A 14473-nucleotide genomic window follows, 5' to 3' on the forward strand; every position below is an offset into this window, starting at 1 on the left:
ACGATTCCGGGCGCCTACTTTTGGGAAACAATAAATGTTGCCCGAGATGAAAAAGATATTGTTTACCGGTTGTATGATCTGCTTCGCGTGTTTGGGTGGAACCGCGCAAACAGCACTTAAATTAAAGCTGGTGCAAGTAGTGGCAGACAAATTACCAGCTCCGCCTGCTTCATTGGAAGCCGCCTATCACCTGGCACATAGTGCCGGTGAGCAGAAAAAAACAGTGAATACCAAACAGGATGTTTATAACCATGCCCAGGAGCAAATCAATGCAGTCATTGCAAAAATTGACGCGGGCGCTCCCCCGCCATCAAAGGCAGAAAGCGCGGATATTGCAGTAGATATGGCCAAACAAAGCAATTCCTTTGTAGCCGGCAGTCCCGAAATGCAACGCGCCATGAGGGATCTTTCAGACAAACTGCAGAATGATGAAAAATTCGCCGAAGAATTTGAAGCTAAAAGTGACAAGGAGAAGGAAATATTCCTAAAGGAGTGGAGTAAGAAATATAACGTAAAAGCATCTACGAAACCCGTTGACGTCAATCATAACGTAGGCAATGAAATGGAAGCAATGAAAAAGCTGGCCATGGAGATGGGAGCCTTTCAGCAACAACTGGAAACCAAATATCTTAACCAGCTTTCTAAACCGGATTTGAGTGTACATGAGGTACTGGATAAAAAGGAAGCTGCCGAACTACAGGCCCTGCCGGTTATCCAGGTGGGTGAGTACACCGGGGCTGATCCTGCCAAAGAAAAGCAGATCCGCACCAAATACTTCAACGAGCATATGAAAGTGGCCCAAAACGCCTTATTAAAAAACAAGGAACTGTGGTTCCTGGCTCAAAAAGATTACCTGGATGGCCTCACAAAATTTGATGGTAAACTGGCGGAGATCGGCTGGGGCGACAAACTGATCAATCCCATGCTCCGCCCGGGCGTTGGCGGCCTGCAGAAAGGCCTGCTGGAAATTGCCAATAAACTGATGGATTGCGAACACGTGATGACTTACCAGGCAGCCACCTGGTACGCCACCTCCCTCTGACAGGCCTTCATTACATTTAGACCTCTTTCTAGTTATAGTCAGATTTTCATCGTAAAATACATGAAGTTGGTATAAGGCGGGTTTCTACCCGCCTTTTTTATGCCCGGAAAACAATTCTTTGATTTCTACAAGTTGGTCTTTTATTTTCACAATTTTTGAGAGCGACTATCCCCTTACCTTTGGTTCATTAAAATTTAAAAAAATGGACACAACAACAATATCACCCACTTATACTTTTCGCTTAGGCAATGATCTGAACATTAATCGTATGGGCTATGGCGCCATGCGCCTGTCCGGCGACCTGGCTTTTGGAGAAGGAGCCGACCGTGCTGCCGCCATCAAAGTATTACACCAGGTAGTCGCTGCCGGCGTTAACTTTATTGACACTGCCGCTGCTTATGGCCCTGAGTTGAACGAACGACTGATAGCAGATGCATTGCATCCTTATAAGAAAGGATTAGTGATCGCCACCAAAGGCGGCTTCCACCGCTCCAAACCGGAAGAATGGCGTACTGATGGCACCCCGGCATGGATCACCAAAGAAATAGATAACAGCCTTAGAAACCTGAAGGTAGAGCAAATAGATCTCTGGCAATTACACCGGGTAGATCCTAACGTACCTGTGGAAGAAACCATAGGAGCAGTAGCGGACGCAGTAAAAGCCGGTAAAGTAAAACACGTGGGATTGTCGGAAGTAAACGTGGAGCAAATCCAACGGGCAGAAAGTGTACTGCCGATTGTATCTGTACAAAATCTTTATAACCTGGGTAACCGTCAATGGGAAGCAGTGCTGGACTATACCACCCAAAAAGGCATCGCTTTCATTCCTTGGTACCCGCTGGCTGCCGGTCCGCAAACACTGGAAGAAAAAATCAGCCACATTGCCGCCAAATACAATGCTACCACCGCACAAATAGCGCTGGCATGGTTGCTGAAACGTGCAGATAATATCCTGCTCATCCCAGGCACCAAAAGCATTCACCACCTGGCTGAAAACCTTAAAGCCGTTAATATTGAACTATCAGCAGAAGATTTCGCGCTGCTGTCAGCATAGAAATAGCTTTTAGCCATTAGCTTTTAGCTTTTAGCAAAATGCAGCGAAGAAGAATATATAACATCATCTCCGCTGCATTTTGCTAAAAGCTAAAAGCTAATGGCTAAACGCTAACCTCACCATTGCCGGCCCTTGCAATTCATATCCTTTAGCAGGGCCTTTGTATACAAATCTTCGTTCTATTACAAAATGTATTATTTTCTTTCCTTTCAACAATACATCCACTCCTTTGGGTAAACCACCTGTATCTGCAGCGTTGGCGGTTCCTGTGGTGGTAACAACAATATCCCGAAAATATCTTTTATCGCTGGGTGGTACCTGGTAGGTACTTGCCCAGAAAGACGACACCTTCTTTCTTTCTTCATCTACGGCCTGCTCAATATCATACACCGCCATTATCTGCTGATAGGCGCCATTGATGCCGGCGATCAGGAAAAAAGTTTCATGAAACGGACCATCGCCCATACCGCTGCTATGTTTAAGCATAAAAGCATATTGATCTACCCCGATCTGCAATGGCGCTGGTGTTGGGCACGCGGAATAATCACCGTATGCCTTGATAACTGGGGTAAACATACGCAGATGCCAACCCTGATCTGTTAGTACAAACTTAGCCAGTCCCAACAAACCACCCACCAAACGGGTTCCCTGGAAACCCTCTTTGTCAAATACAGAATGGTTAAAGCTCATCACTTTATATTGCAGGCCGGATGAATCTTTAAAATCCATTACATTCAACAGACGGGTAGCTATACCTTCTGTTTCGGGAAAATCCTGAAACCCGTCATTCTCTCCGGGTCCATTCACATCCTCGTATTTCTTCGGCTTACATGTTTTACATTTCCAGTTAATCATCTCATTCACCACTTTATCTTCTACCCACCGGTAATGCTTGCCCGGAAATAATTGCAGTAGTGCATCCTGTGGATTAAAATCACCTTTCAGTATTAAGCTCCGGGTGGGTAGCAAAAAGGTATCGCTGATATTCTTTAACTGGAGATCGCCCTGAGGCGCCTGTGCCAGGCAGGCAACTACCAGGCCCACCTGCATACATAACAGAACAAAGAAACGTTTCATAAGGTATATTTCGTAACCAAGATTTTATGGTGCGTAAAAATAGCTTTTAGCAAAATGCAGCGGAGAAGAATATATAACATCATCTCCGCTGCATTTTGCTAAAAGCTAAAAGCTAATGGCTAAAAGCTAATTCGCCTGGCTCACCTTTGTAGGCAATTGTAATTCATATCCTTTAGTGGCGCCCTTATACACATACCTTCTTTCCTCCACAAAACGCACGGACTTCTTTCCTTTCAGAAAAACTTCCACTCCCTGGGGCACATGATCCTTATCCGATGCACTGGCGGTTCCGGTGATGGTAATAAGAATATCCCGGAAATATTTTTTGTCGCTGGCCGGCACACTGTAGGTGCTGGTCCAGGTACAGGGTACCATACCATCTTCTCCACCGTCTGTTAACTCAATACCGTAAGCAGCCATCACCTGTTGATAGCCACCATTGATACCGGCTATCAGGAAATAGTCACCATTATAGGGACCACCGGCACCACCGTTGCTGTGTTTAAGTATAAAAGCATATTGATCCACTCCAATCAGCAAGGGCTTGGGTGTTGGGCAGTTGGAAAACGCGCCATAGGCTTTGATAGCCGGCGAAAACATACGCAGGTTCCAACCCTGGTCCGTGAGCACAAACTTAGCCAGCCCCAGCAAACCACCGGTAAATCTGGACACCTGGGCGCCATCTTCATCAAATTCAGAATGGTTAAAGCTGATCACTTTGTACTGCATACCGGACGAATCTTTAAAATCCATCACCCCCAGCAGGCGGGTAGCAACCCCGTTTTCATAAGGGAAACCTCCAAGGCCATCTTCATTCACATCTTCATATTTCTTCGGTTTGCAGGTTTTACATTCCCAGTTAATCATCTCATTTACATATTTCCCATCTACCAACCGGTAATGTTTGCCAGGAAATAGTTGCTGCAGGGCGTTCTGGGGATTAAAAGGGCCTTTCAGTAATAAACTATGCGTGGGCAACAAAAAAGTGTCACTGATATTTTTTTTCTGCAATCCATCGGCAGGAACCTGCCCGAGGCAGGTAGCCACCAGGCCCACCTGCATACATAACATAACAAACAAACGTTTCATATCGTATATTTCTTCGCCGGAGTTTTACGGCGCCAGCAAAGATAACCCGATGTATTTAAAATTCATATCTGCCGAAAAACTGTAAATTAGCAGGCAAATATACTGTTACCCATGAATCGCTTCGATAGATTAACTGCTATTCTTATCCACCTTCAATCCAAAAAAATTGTACTGGCCCAGGACATAGCCGATCGGTTCGATGTAAGTCTGCGTACCATTTACCGCGACATCCGTTCCCTTGAACAGGCCGGCGTACCCATTATCGGAGAAAAAGGCCTGGGATACTCTATTATGGAAGGGTATCGCATTCCGCCGGTGATGTTTACGGAAGAAGAAGTGATTGCTTTTCTCATGGCAGAAAAACTGTTGGAAAAACATGCCGACCTGTATAATAGCGAACAATTCAAAGCCGCCATGTTCAAAGTAAAAGCAGTGTTGCGCCATACACAGAAAACCGTGATGGAGAACATGGAAGAAAATATTGAGGTAAAAGACAAAGTATCCGAACATAATCACCTGCTCAATGGCATTCTTCCACAGATCATTAAAGCGATAGGGGAAAAATCTGTACTGACCATTCATTATGCTACAGAAGATGGCATCAACGAAAGAGATATCACGCCTATCGGCATCTATCATGAAAACGGTACCTGGAATGCCATCGCCTGGTGTACGAAGTCGAAAAAATACCATCCCTTCCGCACAGAACGGATATTAACACTCCGCGATACCGGGAAAACGAGCAAACAAACACACCTTACCTTACCCGAATACCTGGCCCAGCGTCCCCCGGTGAATGATGGGTCCTTCCCTGTTACCATCGCCGTGAAAAACTTCCTGGCCCGCTACCTGGTAGAGCAAAAATTTAACTATGGCTTCCTGAGCGAAACACAAGACGCCGAACAAACCACCATGCATTTCCAGGCGCCGTGTATACAGGCGTTTTCCCGCTGGTATATCACTTTTGCGGATGAAGCCACCATCATTGAACCAGCATCGCTTAAAACCCTGGTAAAAGACCGCGTAAAGGAAATATTGGCCAAAGTTTCCTGACCCCGTTTTGCAACTGACATACTGTTGTCATATCCCACCGGTAATTTTGGGACATGAACAGTCAGCAAATCGCGCAAATACGCCTGCAACAACAGCAAATAGCGAGCACCCAATTCACCGGTGCCGCCGACCTGGTGCAATGGATGGGATGTATCCAGGCACAGGATTATGCCGGCGCCAAATGGGGTATTGGCAACCGCATTCCGGGTAGCACAGATGCCACTATTGAAAAAGACTTCAACAACGGTCTTTTTCTCCGCACGCACATTTTACGTCCCACCTGGCACTTTGTATCGCCGCAGGACATCGGCTGGATGCTGCAGCTGACGGCTCCTAAAATAAAGGCATTCAATAAAAACCTGTACACTAAACTGGGGATCTCAGACAAAGATCTCCGGCAAAGTAAAACCATCATCGGCAAAGCCCTCAGCGACGCCACCTTTCTTACACGAAGTGCGCTTAAACCTTTGCTGACAAAAGCCAGGATTAATACCGATGATATCCGCCTCGGCTTTCTCCTGATGGATGCAGAACTGGATGGGCTGATCTGTAGCGGTCCCCGGCAAGGCAAACAATTTACCTATGCCCTGCTATCCGACAGGGCACCGGCCCAGCCCCCACTGGACCGGGACGAAGCCATCGCCCGCCTGACGCTCCGCTATTTCTCCAGCCGCGGCCCCGCTACCGTCAATGATTTCCAGTGGTGGAGCGGACTCAATATGACAGATATCAAAAAAGGATTGCTCCTGAATAAACAGGCGCTCACCCATATAGTAGCTAACGGTCAGGCCTATTGGTTCCCCACCGCCGTTAAAGCAGTTCCCTCCCCCCACGTTGCGGTGCAGTTACTGCCGGTCTACGACGAATACACCGTAGCCTATAAAGATCGCAGCGATATCCTCAACCCGGCATTAAACGCACAGGCAGGATACGGCATTTTCAAACCTGTGATTGTGGTAAACGGACAAATCGCTGGCACCTGGAGCCGCAAAGAAGTACGCCGGCAGCTGATAGTAGACACGCAACTCATCAAACGGCCCAAAAACGCCGACAAAGCTATTGCCGCCGCCATACAGGCATATAAGACTTTCATGGGAAGCGCATAAGCCGACTGCAAAAAAAGGCTGATATTTGGTACTTTGATGATGGAACTAGTCATATTATAGAAAACAATAACCAGATATTAGATGATAGAAGATATTCAACTTCAGCTAAGAACGGTCAATGTAACCCGCTACGTAACCCCCTTGCGGGAAGGCGGTTCATTGCCCGCTATTGCCGAAGCCGACGATGGGTTTCTGTATGCGCTGAAATTCCGGGGTGCCGGGCAAGGCGTAAAAGCATTGATTGCCGAATTAATTGGCGACGAAATAGCCAGGGTATTGGGTTTAAAAGTACCCGAACTGGTGTTTGCCAACCTCGATGAAGCTTTTGGTCGTACCGAACCTGACGAAGAAATACAAGACCTGCTGAAAAAGAGTGTAGGCCTCAACCTGGCGCTGCACTACCTTTCCGGCGCCACTACCTACGATCCCACCGTCAACACGGTAGCTCCTACCCTGGCATCCCGGATTGTGTGGCTCGACTGCCTGCTCACCAATGTAGACCGCACCGCACGCAATACCAATATGCTGATGTGGCGCAATGAATTGTGGTTGATAGATGCAGGCGCTTCCCTTTACTTCCATCATTCCTGGCACAACTGGCAGGAACAGGCCTTACGTCCTTTTGTACAGGTAAAAGATCATGTATTGCTGCCACAGGCCAGTGAACTGGAAAGCACCGATATCGCCTTCCGTGCGTTACTAACGCCGGCGCGTATACGTGCTATTGTGGAAATCATACCGGATGAATGGCTGGTGGCCGACCATTCCGATGAAACACCGGAACAACGCCGGCAGGTGTATTTCGAATTTTTAACTACCCGGATCAGCCATTCCGAAATTTTTGTAAAAGAAGCACAACATGCAAGACAAGCACTTATATGAATATGCCGTGATACGCGTAGTACCAAGTGTAGAGCGGGAAGAATTTTTGAATGTAGGTGTAATTCTTTATTGCAGACAACAGAAATTTCTTCAGGCTGTTTATACACTGAACGAAGAACGACTCCGCGCCTTTTCGCCCGCTATAGATATTCCTGCGATCCGTCCTTACCTGGACGCATTTGTAGAAATCAGCAAGGGCAGCAAAGCCGGAGGTCCCATCGCCAAACTGGATATGGCAGCGCGTTTTCGCTGGCTCACGGCTACACGTAGCAGTATCATACAAACCTCCAAAGTACATCCCGGCTTTTGTAACAGCGATGCCGCCGCTACGCTGGCACGCTTACAGGAACAACTGGTGGGCTAAGCTCATTTTATATTTAAACAAAAAGCCCTCCGCTATTGCAGAGGGCTTTTTGTTTAAATATAAAATGAGCTTATTCTTTTGTGAACGTATACGTTTGCCCCGCACGTGTAGGCACATCATATGTTATCGTTTTCTTTATGGCACCCGGTACTACCGAAGCAGCGGGATTAATTAAAGCAGCGGCTGTTTCATCCGGCTGGAAAAAAGAATTGGTTTGTGGCCCGCTCGCCAGCGTCAGTTTGCTACTGCTACGCAAGGCATTGGGTACCCGCAAACGCAGGTTGCCACCCAAGGTGGAGCGAATAGTCACTTTACTCAGCGTTCCATTCTCCCAAACCATGTCGGTAATTTCAAAACCGCCACGGGTACGCAATCCCTTTACCTGCCCATTTTTCCAGTCGTCTGGTAAAGCTGGTAAGAGGTGAACAGCTCCATCCTGGCTTTGCAGCAACATTTCACAGATCCCGGCAGTACAGCCGAAATTACCATCTATCTGAAAGGGTGGATGCGCATCAAACAGGTTAGGATAGGTACCGCCCCCACTATTTTCTGCTTTGTTTTTCCCTGCCGGCGTCAGCTGGTCTTTAATCAGTTTCCAGGCATGGTTACCGTCCAGTAGTCTTGCCCAGAGATTCACTTTCCATCCCATAGACCAACCGGTAGATACATCTCCGCGCTGCACCAGCGAAGTACGCGCTGCGGTAAATAACTCCGGTGTACGGTAAGGAGAGATCTGGTTGGCGGGATACAATCCAAACAAATGCGACACGTGTCGGTGTTTATCGTTAGGATTATCCAGGTCCTGCAGCCACTCCTGTAATTGTCCATACTGCCCGATTTGCATAGGTGGCAGTCGTTTACGGGTGGCCTTCAGTTTTGCCACCAGCGCTGCATCTATACCCAGTGCTTCCGCCGCATGAATGGTATTGGAAAAAAGATCGAATACCAATTGATTATCCATAGTGGTACCCGCTGCAATAGACACGTCAGGATAAATTTTAGGATTATTCTCCGGCGACATAGAAGGAGATACTACCAACCATTTATGCGTGGGTTCTTCCACCAGGAAATCGAGGTAAAATGCCACGGCGCCTTTTAACACCGGGTAAATGGTTTGCAGGTATTGTTTATCGCCATTGAACATATATTTTTCCCAGAGATGGCGACTTAACCAAGCGCCTCCCATAGGCCACATAGCGGAATAAATACCATCCACCGGGCCGGTGATACGCCATAGGTCTGTATTATGATGAGTCACCCATCCGCCGGCGCCATACATTACCCTGGCCGTTTCCCGGCCGGTTACCGCAATGTCTTTTACCATTTGTACCAATGGCTCATGCATTTCGGTAAGATTGGTTTCCTCTGCCGGCCAGTAATTCATTTCTGTATTGATGTTGATGGTATACTTACTGCCCCAGGGTGGATTCATGTGCGGGTTCCAGATGCCTTGCAGGTTGGCGGGTTGCCCTCCCGGTTGGGAAGCCGCAATCAGCAAATACCGGCCAAACTGGAAATATAAGGCCACCAGCTGTGGATCGTTACCGGAGGCAAAATCTCTTACCCGGATGTCAGTAGGATTTTTTATGGAATCCGTACTACCCAGGTTGAGTTGTACCCGGTTGAAAAAGCGCTGGTAAGCTGCGATATGACGTTGCAATAAACCAGGGTATGTTTTGGGCCAAACCTGGTTCATATAATCCGTCGTACGTTTTACTTCATCGGCGCTGATGTCAGCATAATTTACAAAGTTGGTAGCGATGGAAATGTATGCCGTTACCTCGCTGGCGCCTGTAATGCTAACCGAGTCCCCTGTGGCTGTGCTGGTGCCCCCGGTTGTTTTAAAGCGTATCTGCGACTGAAACTTCACTTTACCGGGTACGCCTTCTCTGTCGCCGCTAATACCGGACAATACCAACTCGTTATTATCTTTCACCGTCACCGTAGAACGTTGCGGGCTCTTAGTGCTGGCAGAAAAGGTAAGACGACCAGGTTCGCTGGCAGTAAGATGTACAATGATGGCCTGATCAGGAATAGAGGCAAATACTTCGCGGGTATACTTCACGCCATTAACACTGTAAGAAGTACTGGCTACCGCGGTTTCCAGGTTCAATTCCCTGGAGTAGCCGGTATACTGCTCATGACCGGGAAAGCGTAACCGCAGATCCCCCACCGGCTGATAACACATCCCGTTGATTTTCTCCGCCTGTATCGTTTGGGCAGCCAGGTCGCTGGCTGCTTTCATTTTTCCTTCAAATATCAGCTTTCTCACTTCCGGTAATGCCGCCAGTGCATGGGGATTATCGTTGCGGTTGGGGCTACCACTCCAAACGGTGTTTTCGTTCAGGCGTATCAGTTCCTCACCAGGATTACCATATACCATGGCAGCCAACCGGCCATTACCTACTGGTAATGCTGCCTCCCATACTTTTCCGGAAGGTTGATTGTACCAAAGTTTCAGCGGTTGTTGCTGCGAAAATGCTGGCCCGGCTACCAGGAAGGTGGCCAGGTAAAAGGCGATACGCCTCCTTAATTTGTTTTGCGTGGAATCGTGGAATTTTATCATGGGTATTTTACTTTAGCTTTAAGCCGTTAGTTTTTAGCTTTTAGAAGATGCAGGGGAGATAATCATATGTTGGTCTCCGCTGCATCTTCTAAAAGCTAAAAACTAACGGCTTAAAGCTAAAAGTAATAGGAATCTGCTTTATTCCAAAACCACTTAAAATATTTTTTTACAACTACTCTGCGCGCATACTTTTCACCGGATCTGCCAGCGCTGCTTTAATCGCCTGGTAGCTGATAGTAGTTATGGCAATCAACAGCGCAATAATGCCTGCTACCAGGAATACCCACCAGCCAATGCTGATGCGATACGCAAACACCTGCAACCATTTATGCATAAAGTACCACGCCACGGGTGTGGCGATGATAAAGGAAATAAGCACCAGCTTCAGAAAATCGCGGGATAATAAATTCACAATATCTGCTACCGAAGCGCCCATCACCTTACGGATACCGATTTCACGGGTACGCTGTATGGCGCTATAGGAAGCCAGGCCTAACAATCCCAGGCAGGAAATAATAATGGCCAGCAAGGCAAAATTGAAAAAGAGTTTACCAAACCGTTCTTCCGTGCGGTATTGGCGGTCGAAGAATTCATCCAGGAAAAAATAAGAGAAAGGACGGTTGGGCATGAGTGTTCTCCAGTGTTGTTCAATGGCAGACAAGGTACCAGGCAAATCGCCGGGAGCCACATTTACAGAAATCATGTCACAATCCCGTGGTTCAATGCGCATGGTGAGGGGGCTAATATCCTGCTGCAGGGAGCGATAGTTGTAGTTTTTTACCACACCGATAATAACGCCTTCCCGGCCCCATTGGCGGAATGCTCTGCCAACAGCATCTTCCGGTTTAGCATAGCCCAGGAGCCTGGCAGCAGCTTCGTTGATCATCATAGCCTTGGTGGTATCCGTACCAAAGTCTTTTGAAAAACCACGTCCGGCCACTACTTTGATCTTATACTGTTTCAGGTAATCGAAGTCCACATCATACAAATCCAGGTTAGCCACCTGCATTTCGCCCTGCTTATTCATGATCTCCGTATAGGCTCCATTAGCTTCTCCTCCCGGTACGCCGGATCCCATACTCACAGAATTCACTTTCGGCAGCCTGGCAATTGCATCTCTTAACGCGTTCCTGGCAGGATCTCCATGAGTATCAATGACCAACATCTGGTCTTTATTGAAGCCCAGGTCATGGGTATGCATGTAATGCATTTGCAGGTATACGATCATGGTGCCAATGATCAGGGCAATAGAAATGGCGAATTGTGTTACCACTAAACCTTTGCGGAGAAACACGCCTTTGGTGCCGGTAGCGAAACGTCCTTTCAGTACAGATACTGGTTTAAAGGAAGAAAGTACCACGGCCGGATAAATACCCGCTAACAATCCTATCACAATAGCCGCCACAAACAATATCCCGATATACCATGCATTGGCAAACACACCCGGGCTGATGGTTTTACCTGCCAACAGATTAAATGTAGGCAACAATGCAGCAAATAATGCCACTGTTAATACAAAGGAAATTAAACACAGTAACACACATTCCCCGATGAACTGCCGGAGCAACTCAGATTTGGTGGCGCCCACTACTTTCCTGATGCCTATTTCTTTGGCCCGCTCTACAGAACGGGCTGTAGTCAGGTTAATGAAGTTGATACAGGCAATGAAAAGGATAAAGATGGCGATAATAGAAAAAATATACACATTCGTGATGCTGCCTTTTTCATACGCGGAATAAGGACCGGAATACAGGTAGATTTTTTCTAAGGGCTGTAATTTTATAGTATAAAACATTTTAGCACTCCTCCGTTCATCACCATTGTGTCTTTCTATAAAATCAGGGAACTTCGCTTCGAGCAAACTGGCGTTGGTGTTAGGTTTCAGTAGCAGGTAAGTAGATGCTCCAAAGTTACCCCACTGTTCATCGATACCTTTGTTCTGCGTAACCAGTGAACTCATTGACACCAGCATATCGGCTTTTATCTGGGAATTCTCCGACATATCTTCCATCACACCCGTAATGGTATGAGGCAACATTCCACCAGTCAGTAATATTGTTTGACCAATAGGATCGGTATCTCCAAAGTATTTTTTAACCGCGGTTTTGCTTAACACCACACTGTTTAAATCTGCCAGGGCCGTAACCGGATTGCCTTTCAACAGCTTAAAATCAAATACGCGAAAAATGGAAGAATCGGCAAATAAAGAATGCTCTTCCTGGAAACTAACATTGCCTTTTTTCACTAACAAATTCCCTTTGCTGAACCTTGTAAAGGCTTCTACTTCCGGGAAGTCGCGTTTCATATTAGGTCCAAACGGCCAGGGTGTAATTCCCCCCTTTATCAATTCACTGGGAGTTTGTATATCACAGGTTACCCGGTAAATGCGATCTCCTTTGGAATGAAATTTATCATAACTCCATTCAAAATGTACATAAAGAAAAATGAAGAAACAGGCGGTCAGGCCTACAGTAAGACCCAACACATTAATCAGGGAAAACACTTTATTTCTCCAGAGATTGCGCCAGGCAATTTTGAGATAGTTTTTAAACATCGTTTGCAGTTGATAAGATGAATCATATTACACACGCCGGCTAGCGGAAGCGAAGAAAATGCCATGCTAAAAGTAGCTTTAAATCAATACTTATCAAATACAATAATTCAATCACATGTCCAGTTCAGGACGGGGATTGTCCGGAAATGAACAGCCCGGTTCTATCATGTTAACAGATATTATTTCAGATGGATAATATTTCGATCATCACGCAAATAAAATGCGTGGTGCACGGGTATGTTTGTGATAGCAAAAGACGGTTTGTTAACCCCTAATTTAAATGAATAGCATGACCCTCAACATCCATTATTGTTGACCTTTGAAAATCCATCATTGTTGACCTAAAGCCATTGTTGTTAACCCCACCCCTTCCGCCTATACCTATGTACTGTCCGGCGTAGTTTCCGTAGGAAGACGATCAAAACAGGATCGGCTTCCACGGATAATGCCGGGATAAATGGTTTGAATTTTCTACCCGGCGTTGAGAACTGTTTATTCTAAAAAATTGGCCCGTGTAACACGGGCCAATTTTTTACGCAATTTTATACTGGGGTTAAAATCCTCTAACTGTATCTTTCATCGTCACCACTATAGCGAATAAAGACAAGAGATAGCTACCATTCTTTTTCCTACAACTTATTTCCTTTTATAAAATGAGATGGCTACTTTTTCGCCGGCGTATTTCTTGGTTTCTGAATCGGTGAAATAACCACTACCCTCCAGTCCAAAGCAAATGCCCTCCCCCTGCCGCTCATTGCGGGCATAAGGAGCATCCTGTGGCTTGCGCAAGAAAGTGGCGGCAATACTTTCACCGGCCTGTCTTTTCCAATACCAGATCTGACCTGTATTGCGTACTAATATTTCCATACCATCCGGCGAGATATCGCCGGCAGTGAGGTGATCAAAAGGGAGTTTATCTAATGCTACCAGCGTGGTTTTGCTGGTAGTAGATTGTGGGTAACGCGCCACATAGAGGGTACTGCGGCTCTCCTCCTTGGTAGCAATGTAAAGATCCTTTGTTAAAGGATCCAGCAACAGGGACTCCGCGTTCACAGGACCACCCGGATAGCGGAGTTCAATTTTATCCACCGCCGTGATGTTAACCACCGTAGTGGCATTGGCGGCGGATAGATCAGGCTCCGGGAAACGATAAATAAATATGCTGGGATACACGGCATTATTGTCGCCAATTTCTGCCACATAGATATACGACTGGTTTTTATCCGGGCCTGGCCCGGTGGCAATGTCTTCCCAGTCGCGGTTATCAATGCCCTGCAGTACCAGTTTACCAGCATTTCTGCCATCAGCAGCGGTAACATATACTTCGTTGGAGTTACCGCTGTCTTCATGCACAAATAACAATCCGGGTGTCCGGTGACTGGGAGCAACGCCGGACAACTCCTGGTAATCCTGGCGGGCAGTAACGCTTACCTGGGGAGCGTCGTTAAATAACGTGCAACGGTCCAGCAGGGAAAGGTCGTAGGTAGCTGTCCGGGTAGTGTCCACTACCACACCGGAAGAATCTTTACCGGGTGTGATCCCATCTTCCTTACTCCCTTTTCCACAAGCCATAGTGGCTACCATGCAGGCAGATACAAAAAGAAAACTATGAACAGGTTTCATCACTAAAAAATTAAAACGAAAAAGGACGTACAAAGACGTCCTTTTTCTTGGGCCAGGTATAGC

General features: G+C 46.7%; 11 protein-coding genes. 6 read left to right on the forward strand and 5 right to left on the reverse strand.

The annotated features are described in order from the left end of the window. Nucleotides 1-46: 46 nt before the first annotated feature. Together AC5ZC7_RS22015 and AC5ZC7_RS22020 are read left to right on the forward strand one after the other, a co-directional pair. A complete protein-coding gene (locus AC5ZC7_RS22015; protein ID WP_496158890.1) occupies nt 47-1042 on the forward strand; it encodes a hypothetical protein in 996 nt (331 codons plus the stop codon). Nucleotides 1043-1244: 202 nt separating this feature from the next. Further along, nucleotides 1245-2096: an aldo/keto reductase gene (locus tag AC5ZC7_RS22020; RefSeq protein WP_496158889.1), complete on the forward strand. Its 852-nt coding sequence runs from the start codon at nt 1245-1247 to the stop codon at nt 2094-2096. Nucleotides 2097-2192: 96 nt separating this feature from the next. Here the strand turns inward: AC5ZC7_RS22020 and AC5ZC7_RS22025 are convergent, their stop codons facing one another. Together AC5ZC7_RS22025 and AC5ZC7_RS22030 are read right to left on the reverse strand one after the other, a co-directional pair. After that, the gene (locus tag AC5ZC7_RS22025) at nt 2193-3173 is read right to left on the reverse strand and encodes a hypothetical protein (protein WP_496158888.1); all 981 of its coding nucleotides are present in this window, start codon (nt 3171-3173) and stop codon (nt 2193-2195) included. 126 nt (nt 3174-3299) lie between these two features. Then, nucleotides 3300-4262 carry a hypothetical protein gene (locus AC5ZC7_RS22030; protein ID WP_496158887.1) on the reverse strand — a complete coding sequence of 321 codons (963 nt, stop codon included), beginning with the start codon at nt 4260-4262 and terminating at the stop codon, nt 3300-3302. Nucleotides 4263-4373: 111 nt separating this feature from the next. Here AC5ZC7_RS22030 and AC5ZC7_RS22035 point away from each other — a divergent pair, with 111 nt between their 5' ends. The 4 genes from AC5ZC7_RS22035 (at nt 4374) to AC5ZC7_RS22050 (ending at nt 7667) form a co-directional block, all read left to right on the forward strand. Next, a complete protein-coding gene (locus tag AC5ZC7_RS22035) occupies nt 4374-5315 on the forward strand; it encodes an HTH domain-containing protein (RefSeq protein ID WP_496158886.1) in 942 nt (313 codons plus the stop codon). 53 nt (nt 5316-5368) lie between these two features. Next, entirely contained in the window at nt 5369-6421 is a 1053-nt protein-coding gene (locus AC5ZC7_RS22040; protein ID WP_496158885.1) for a DNA glycosylase AlkZ-like family protein, read from the forward strand. Nucleotides 6422-6502: 81 nt separating this feature from the next. Beyond that, nucleotides 6503-7303 (forward strand): HipA family kinase, encoded by an 801-nt coding sequence (locus AC5ZC7_RS22045; protein WP_496158884.1) that lies wholly within the window; start codon nt 6503-6505, stop codon nt 7301-7303. Further along, the gene (locus AC5ZC7_RS22050; RefSeq protein WP_496158883.1) at nt 7281-7667 is read left to right on the forward strand and encodes a DUF3037 domain-containing protein; all 387 of its coding nucleotides are present in this window, start codon (nt 7281-7283) and stop codon (nt 7665-7667) included. The genes AC5ZC7_RS22045 and AC5ZC7_RS22050 overlap by 23 nt, the downstream gene beginning before the upstream one ends. Nucleotides 7668-7737: 70 nt before the next feature. Here AC5ZC7_RS22050 and AC5ZC7_RS22055 read toward each other — a convergent pair whose 3' ends face one another. From AC5ZC7_RS22055 to AC5ZC7_RS22065, 3 genes are all read right to left on the reverse strand, one after another. After that, a complete protein-coding gene (locus AC5ZC7_RS22055; protein WP_496158882.1) occupies nt 7738-10233 on the reverse strand; it encodes a glycosyl hydrolase family 95 catalytic domain-containing protein in 2496 nt (831 codons plus the stop codon). Between the two features lie 172 nt (nt 10234-10405). Continuing rightward, nucleotides 10406-12787, reverse strand: coding sequence for an ABC transporter permease (locus AC5ZC7_RS22060; RefSeq protein WP_496158881.1), 2382 nt, complete (start codon nt 12785-12787; stop codon nt 10406-10408). Between the two features lie 636 nt (nt 12788-13423). Continuing rightward, on the reverse strand, nt 13424-14410 hold the full coding sequence (locus AC5ZC7_RS22065) for a hypothetical protein (protein ID WP_496158880.1): 987 nt from the start codon (nt 14408-14410) through the stop codon (nt 13424-13426). Nucleotides 14411-14473: the final 63 nt, after the last annotated feature.

Source organism: Chitinophaga sp. 9-1-y (assembly GCF_059511905.2).

Excerpts from the sequence above, each read along its gene's own strand:
- AC5ZC7_RS22015 (WP_496158890.1), top strand. The coding sequence starts at position 47 with ATGAAAAAGATATTGTTTACCGGTTGTATGATCTGCTTCGCGTGTTTG.
- AC5ZC7_RS22020 (WP_496158889.1), top strand. The coding sequence starts at position 1,245 with ATGGACACAACAACAATATCACCCACTTATACTTTTCGCTTAGGCAAT.
- AC5ZC7_RS22025 (WP_496158888.1), bottom strand. The coding sequence starts at position 3,173 with ATGAAACGTTTCTTTGTTCTGTTATGTATGCAGGTGGGCCTGGTAGTT.
- AC5ZC7_RS22030 (WP_496158887.1), bottom strand. The coding sequence starts at position 4,262 with ATGAAACGTTTGTTTGTTATGTTATGTATGCAGGTGGGCCTGGTGGCT.
- AC5ZC7_RS22035 (WP_496158886.1), top strand. The coding sequence starts at position 4,374 with ATGAATCGCTTCGATAGATTAACTGCTATTCTTATCCACCTTCAATCC.
- AC5ZC7_RS22040 (WP_496158885.1), top strand. The coding sequence starts at position 5,369 with ATGAACAGTCAGCAAATCGCGCAAATACGCCTGCAACAACAGCAAATA.
- AC5ZC7_RS22045 (WP_496158884.1), top strand. The coding sequence starts at position 6,503 with ATGATAGAAGATATTCAACTTCAGCTAAGAACGGTCAATGTAACCCGC.
- AC5ZC7_RS22050 (WP_496158883.1), top strand. The coding sequence starts at position 7,281 with ATGCAAGACAAGCACTTATATGAATATGCCGTGATACGCGTAGTACCA.
- AC5ZC7_RS22055 (WP_496158882.1), bottom strand. The coding sequence starts at position 10,233 with ATGATAAAATTCCACGATTCCACGCAAAACAAATTAAGGAGGCGTATC.
- AC5ZC7_RS22060 (WP_496158881.1), bottom strand. The coding sequence starts at position 12,787 with ATGTTTAAAAACTATCTCAAAATTGCCTGGCGCAATCTCTGGAGAAAT.
- AC5ZC7_RS22065 (WP_496158880.1), bottom strand. The coding sequence starts at position 14,410 with ATGAAACCTGTTCATAGTTTTCTTTTTGTATCTGCCTGCATGGTAGCC.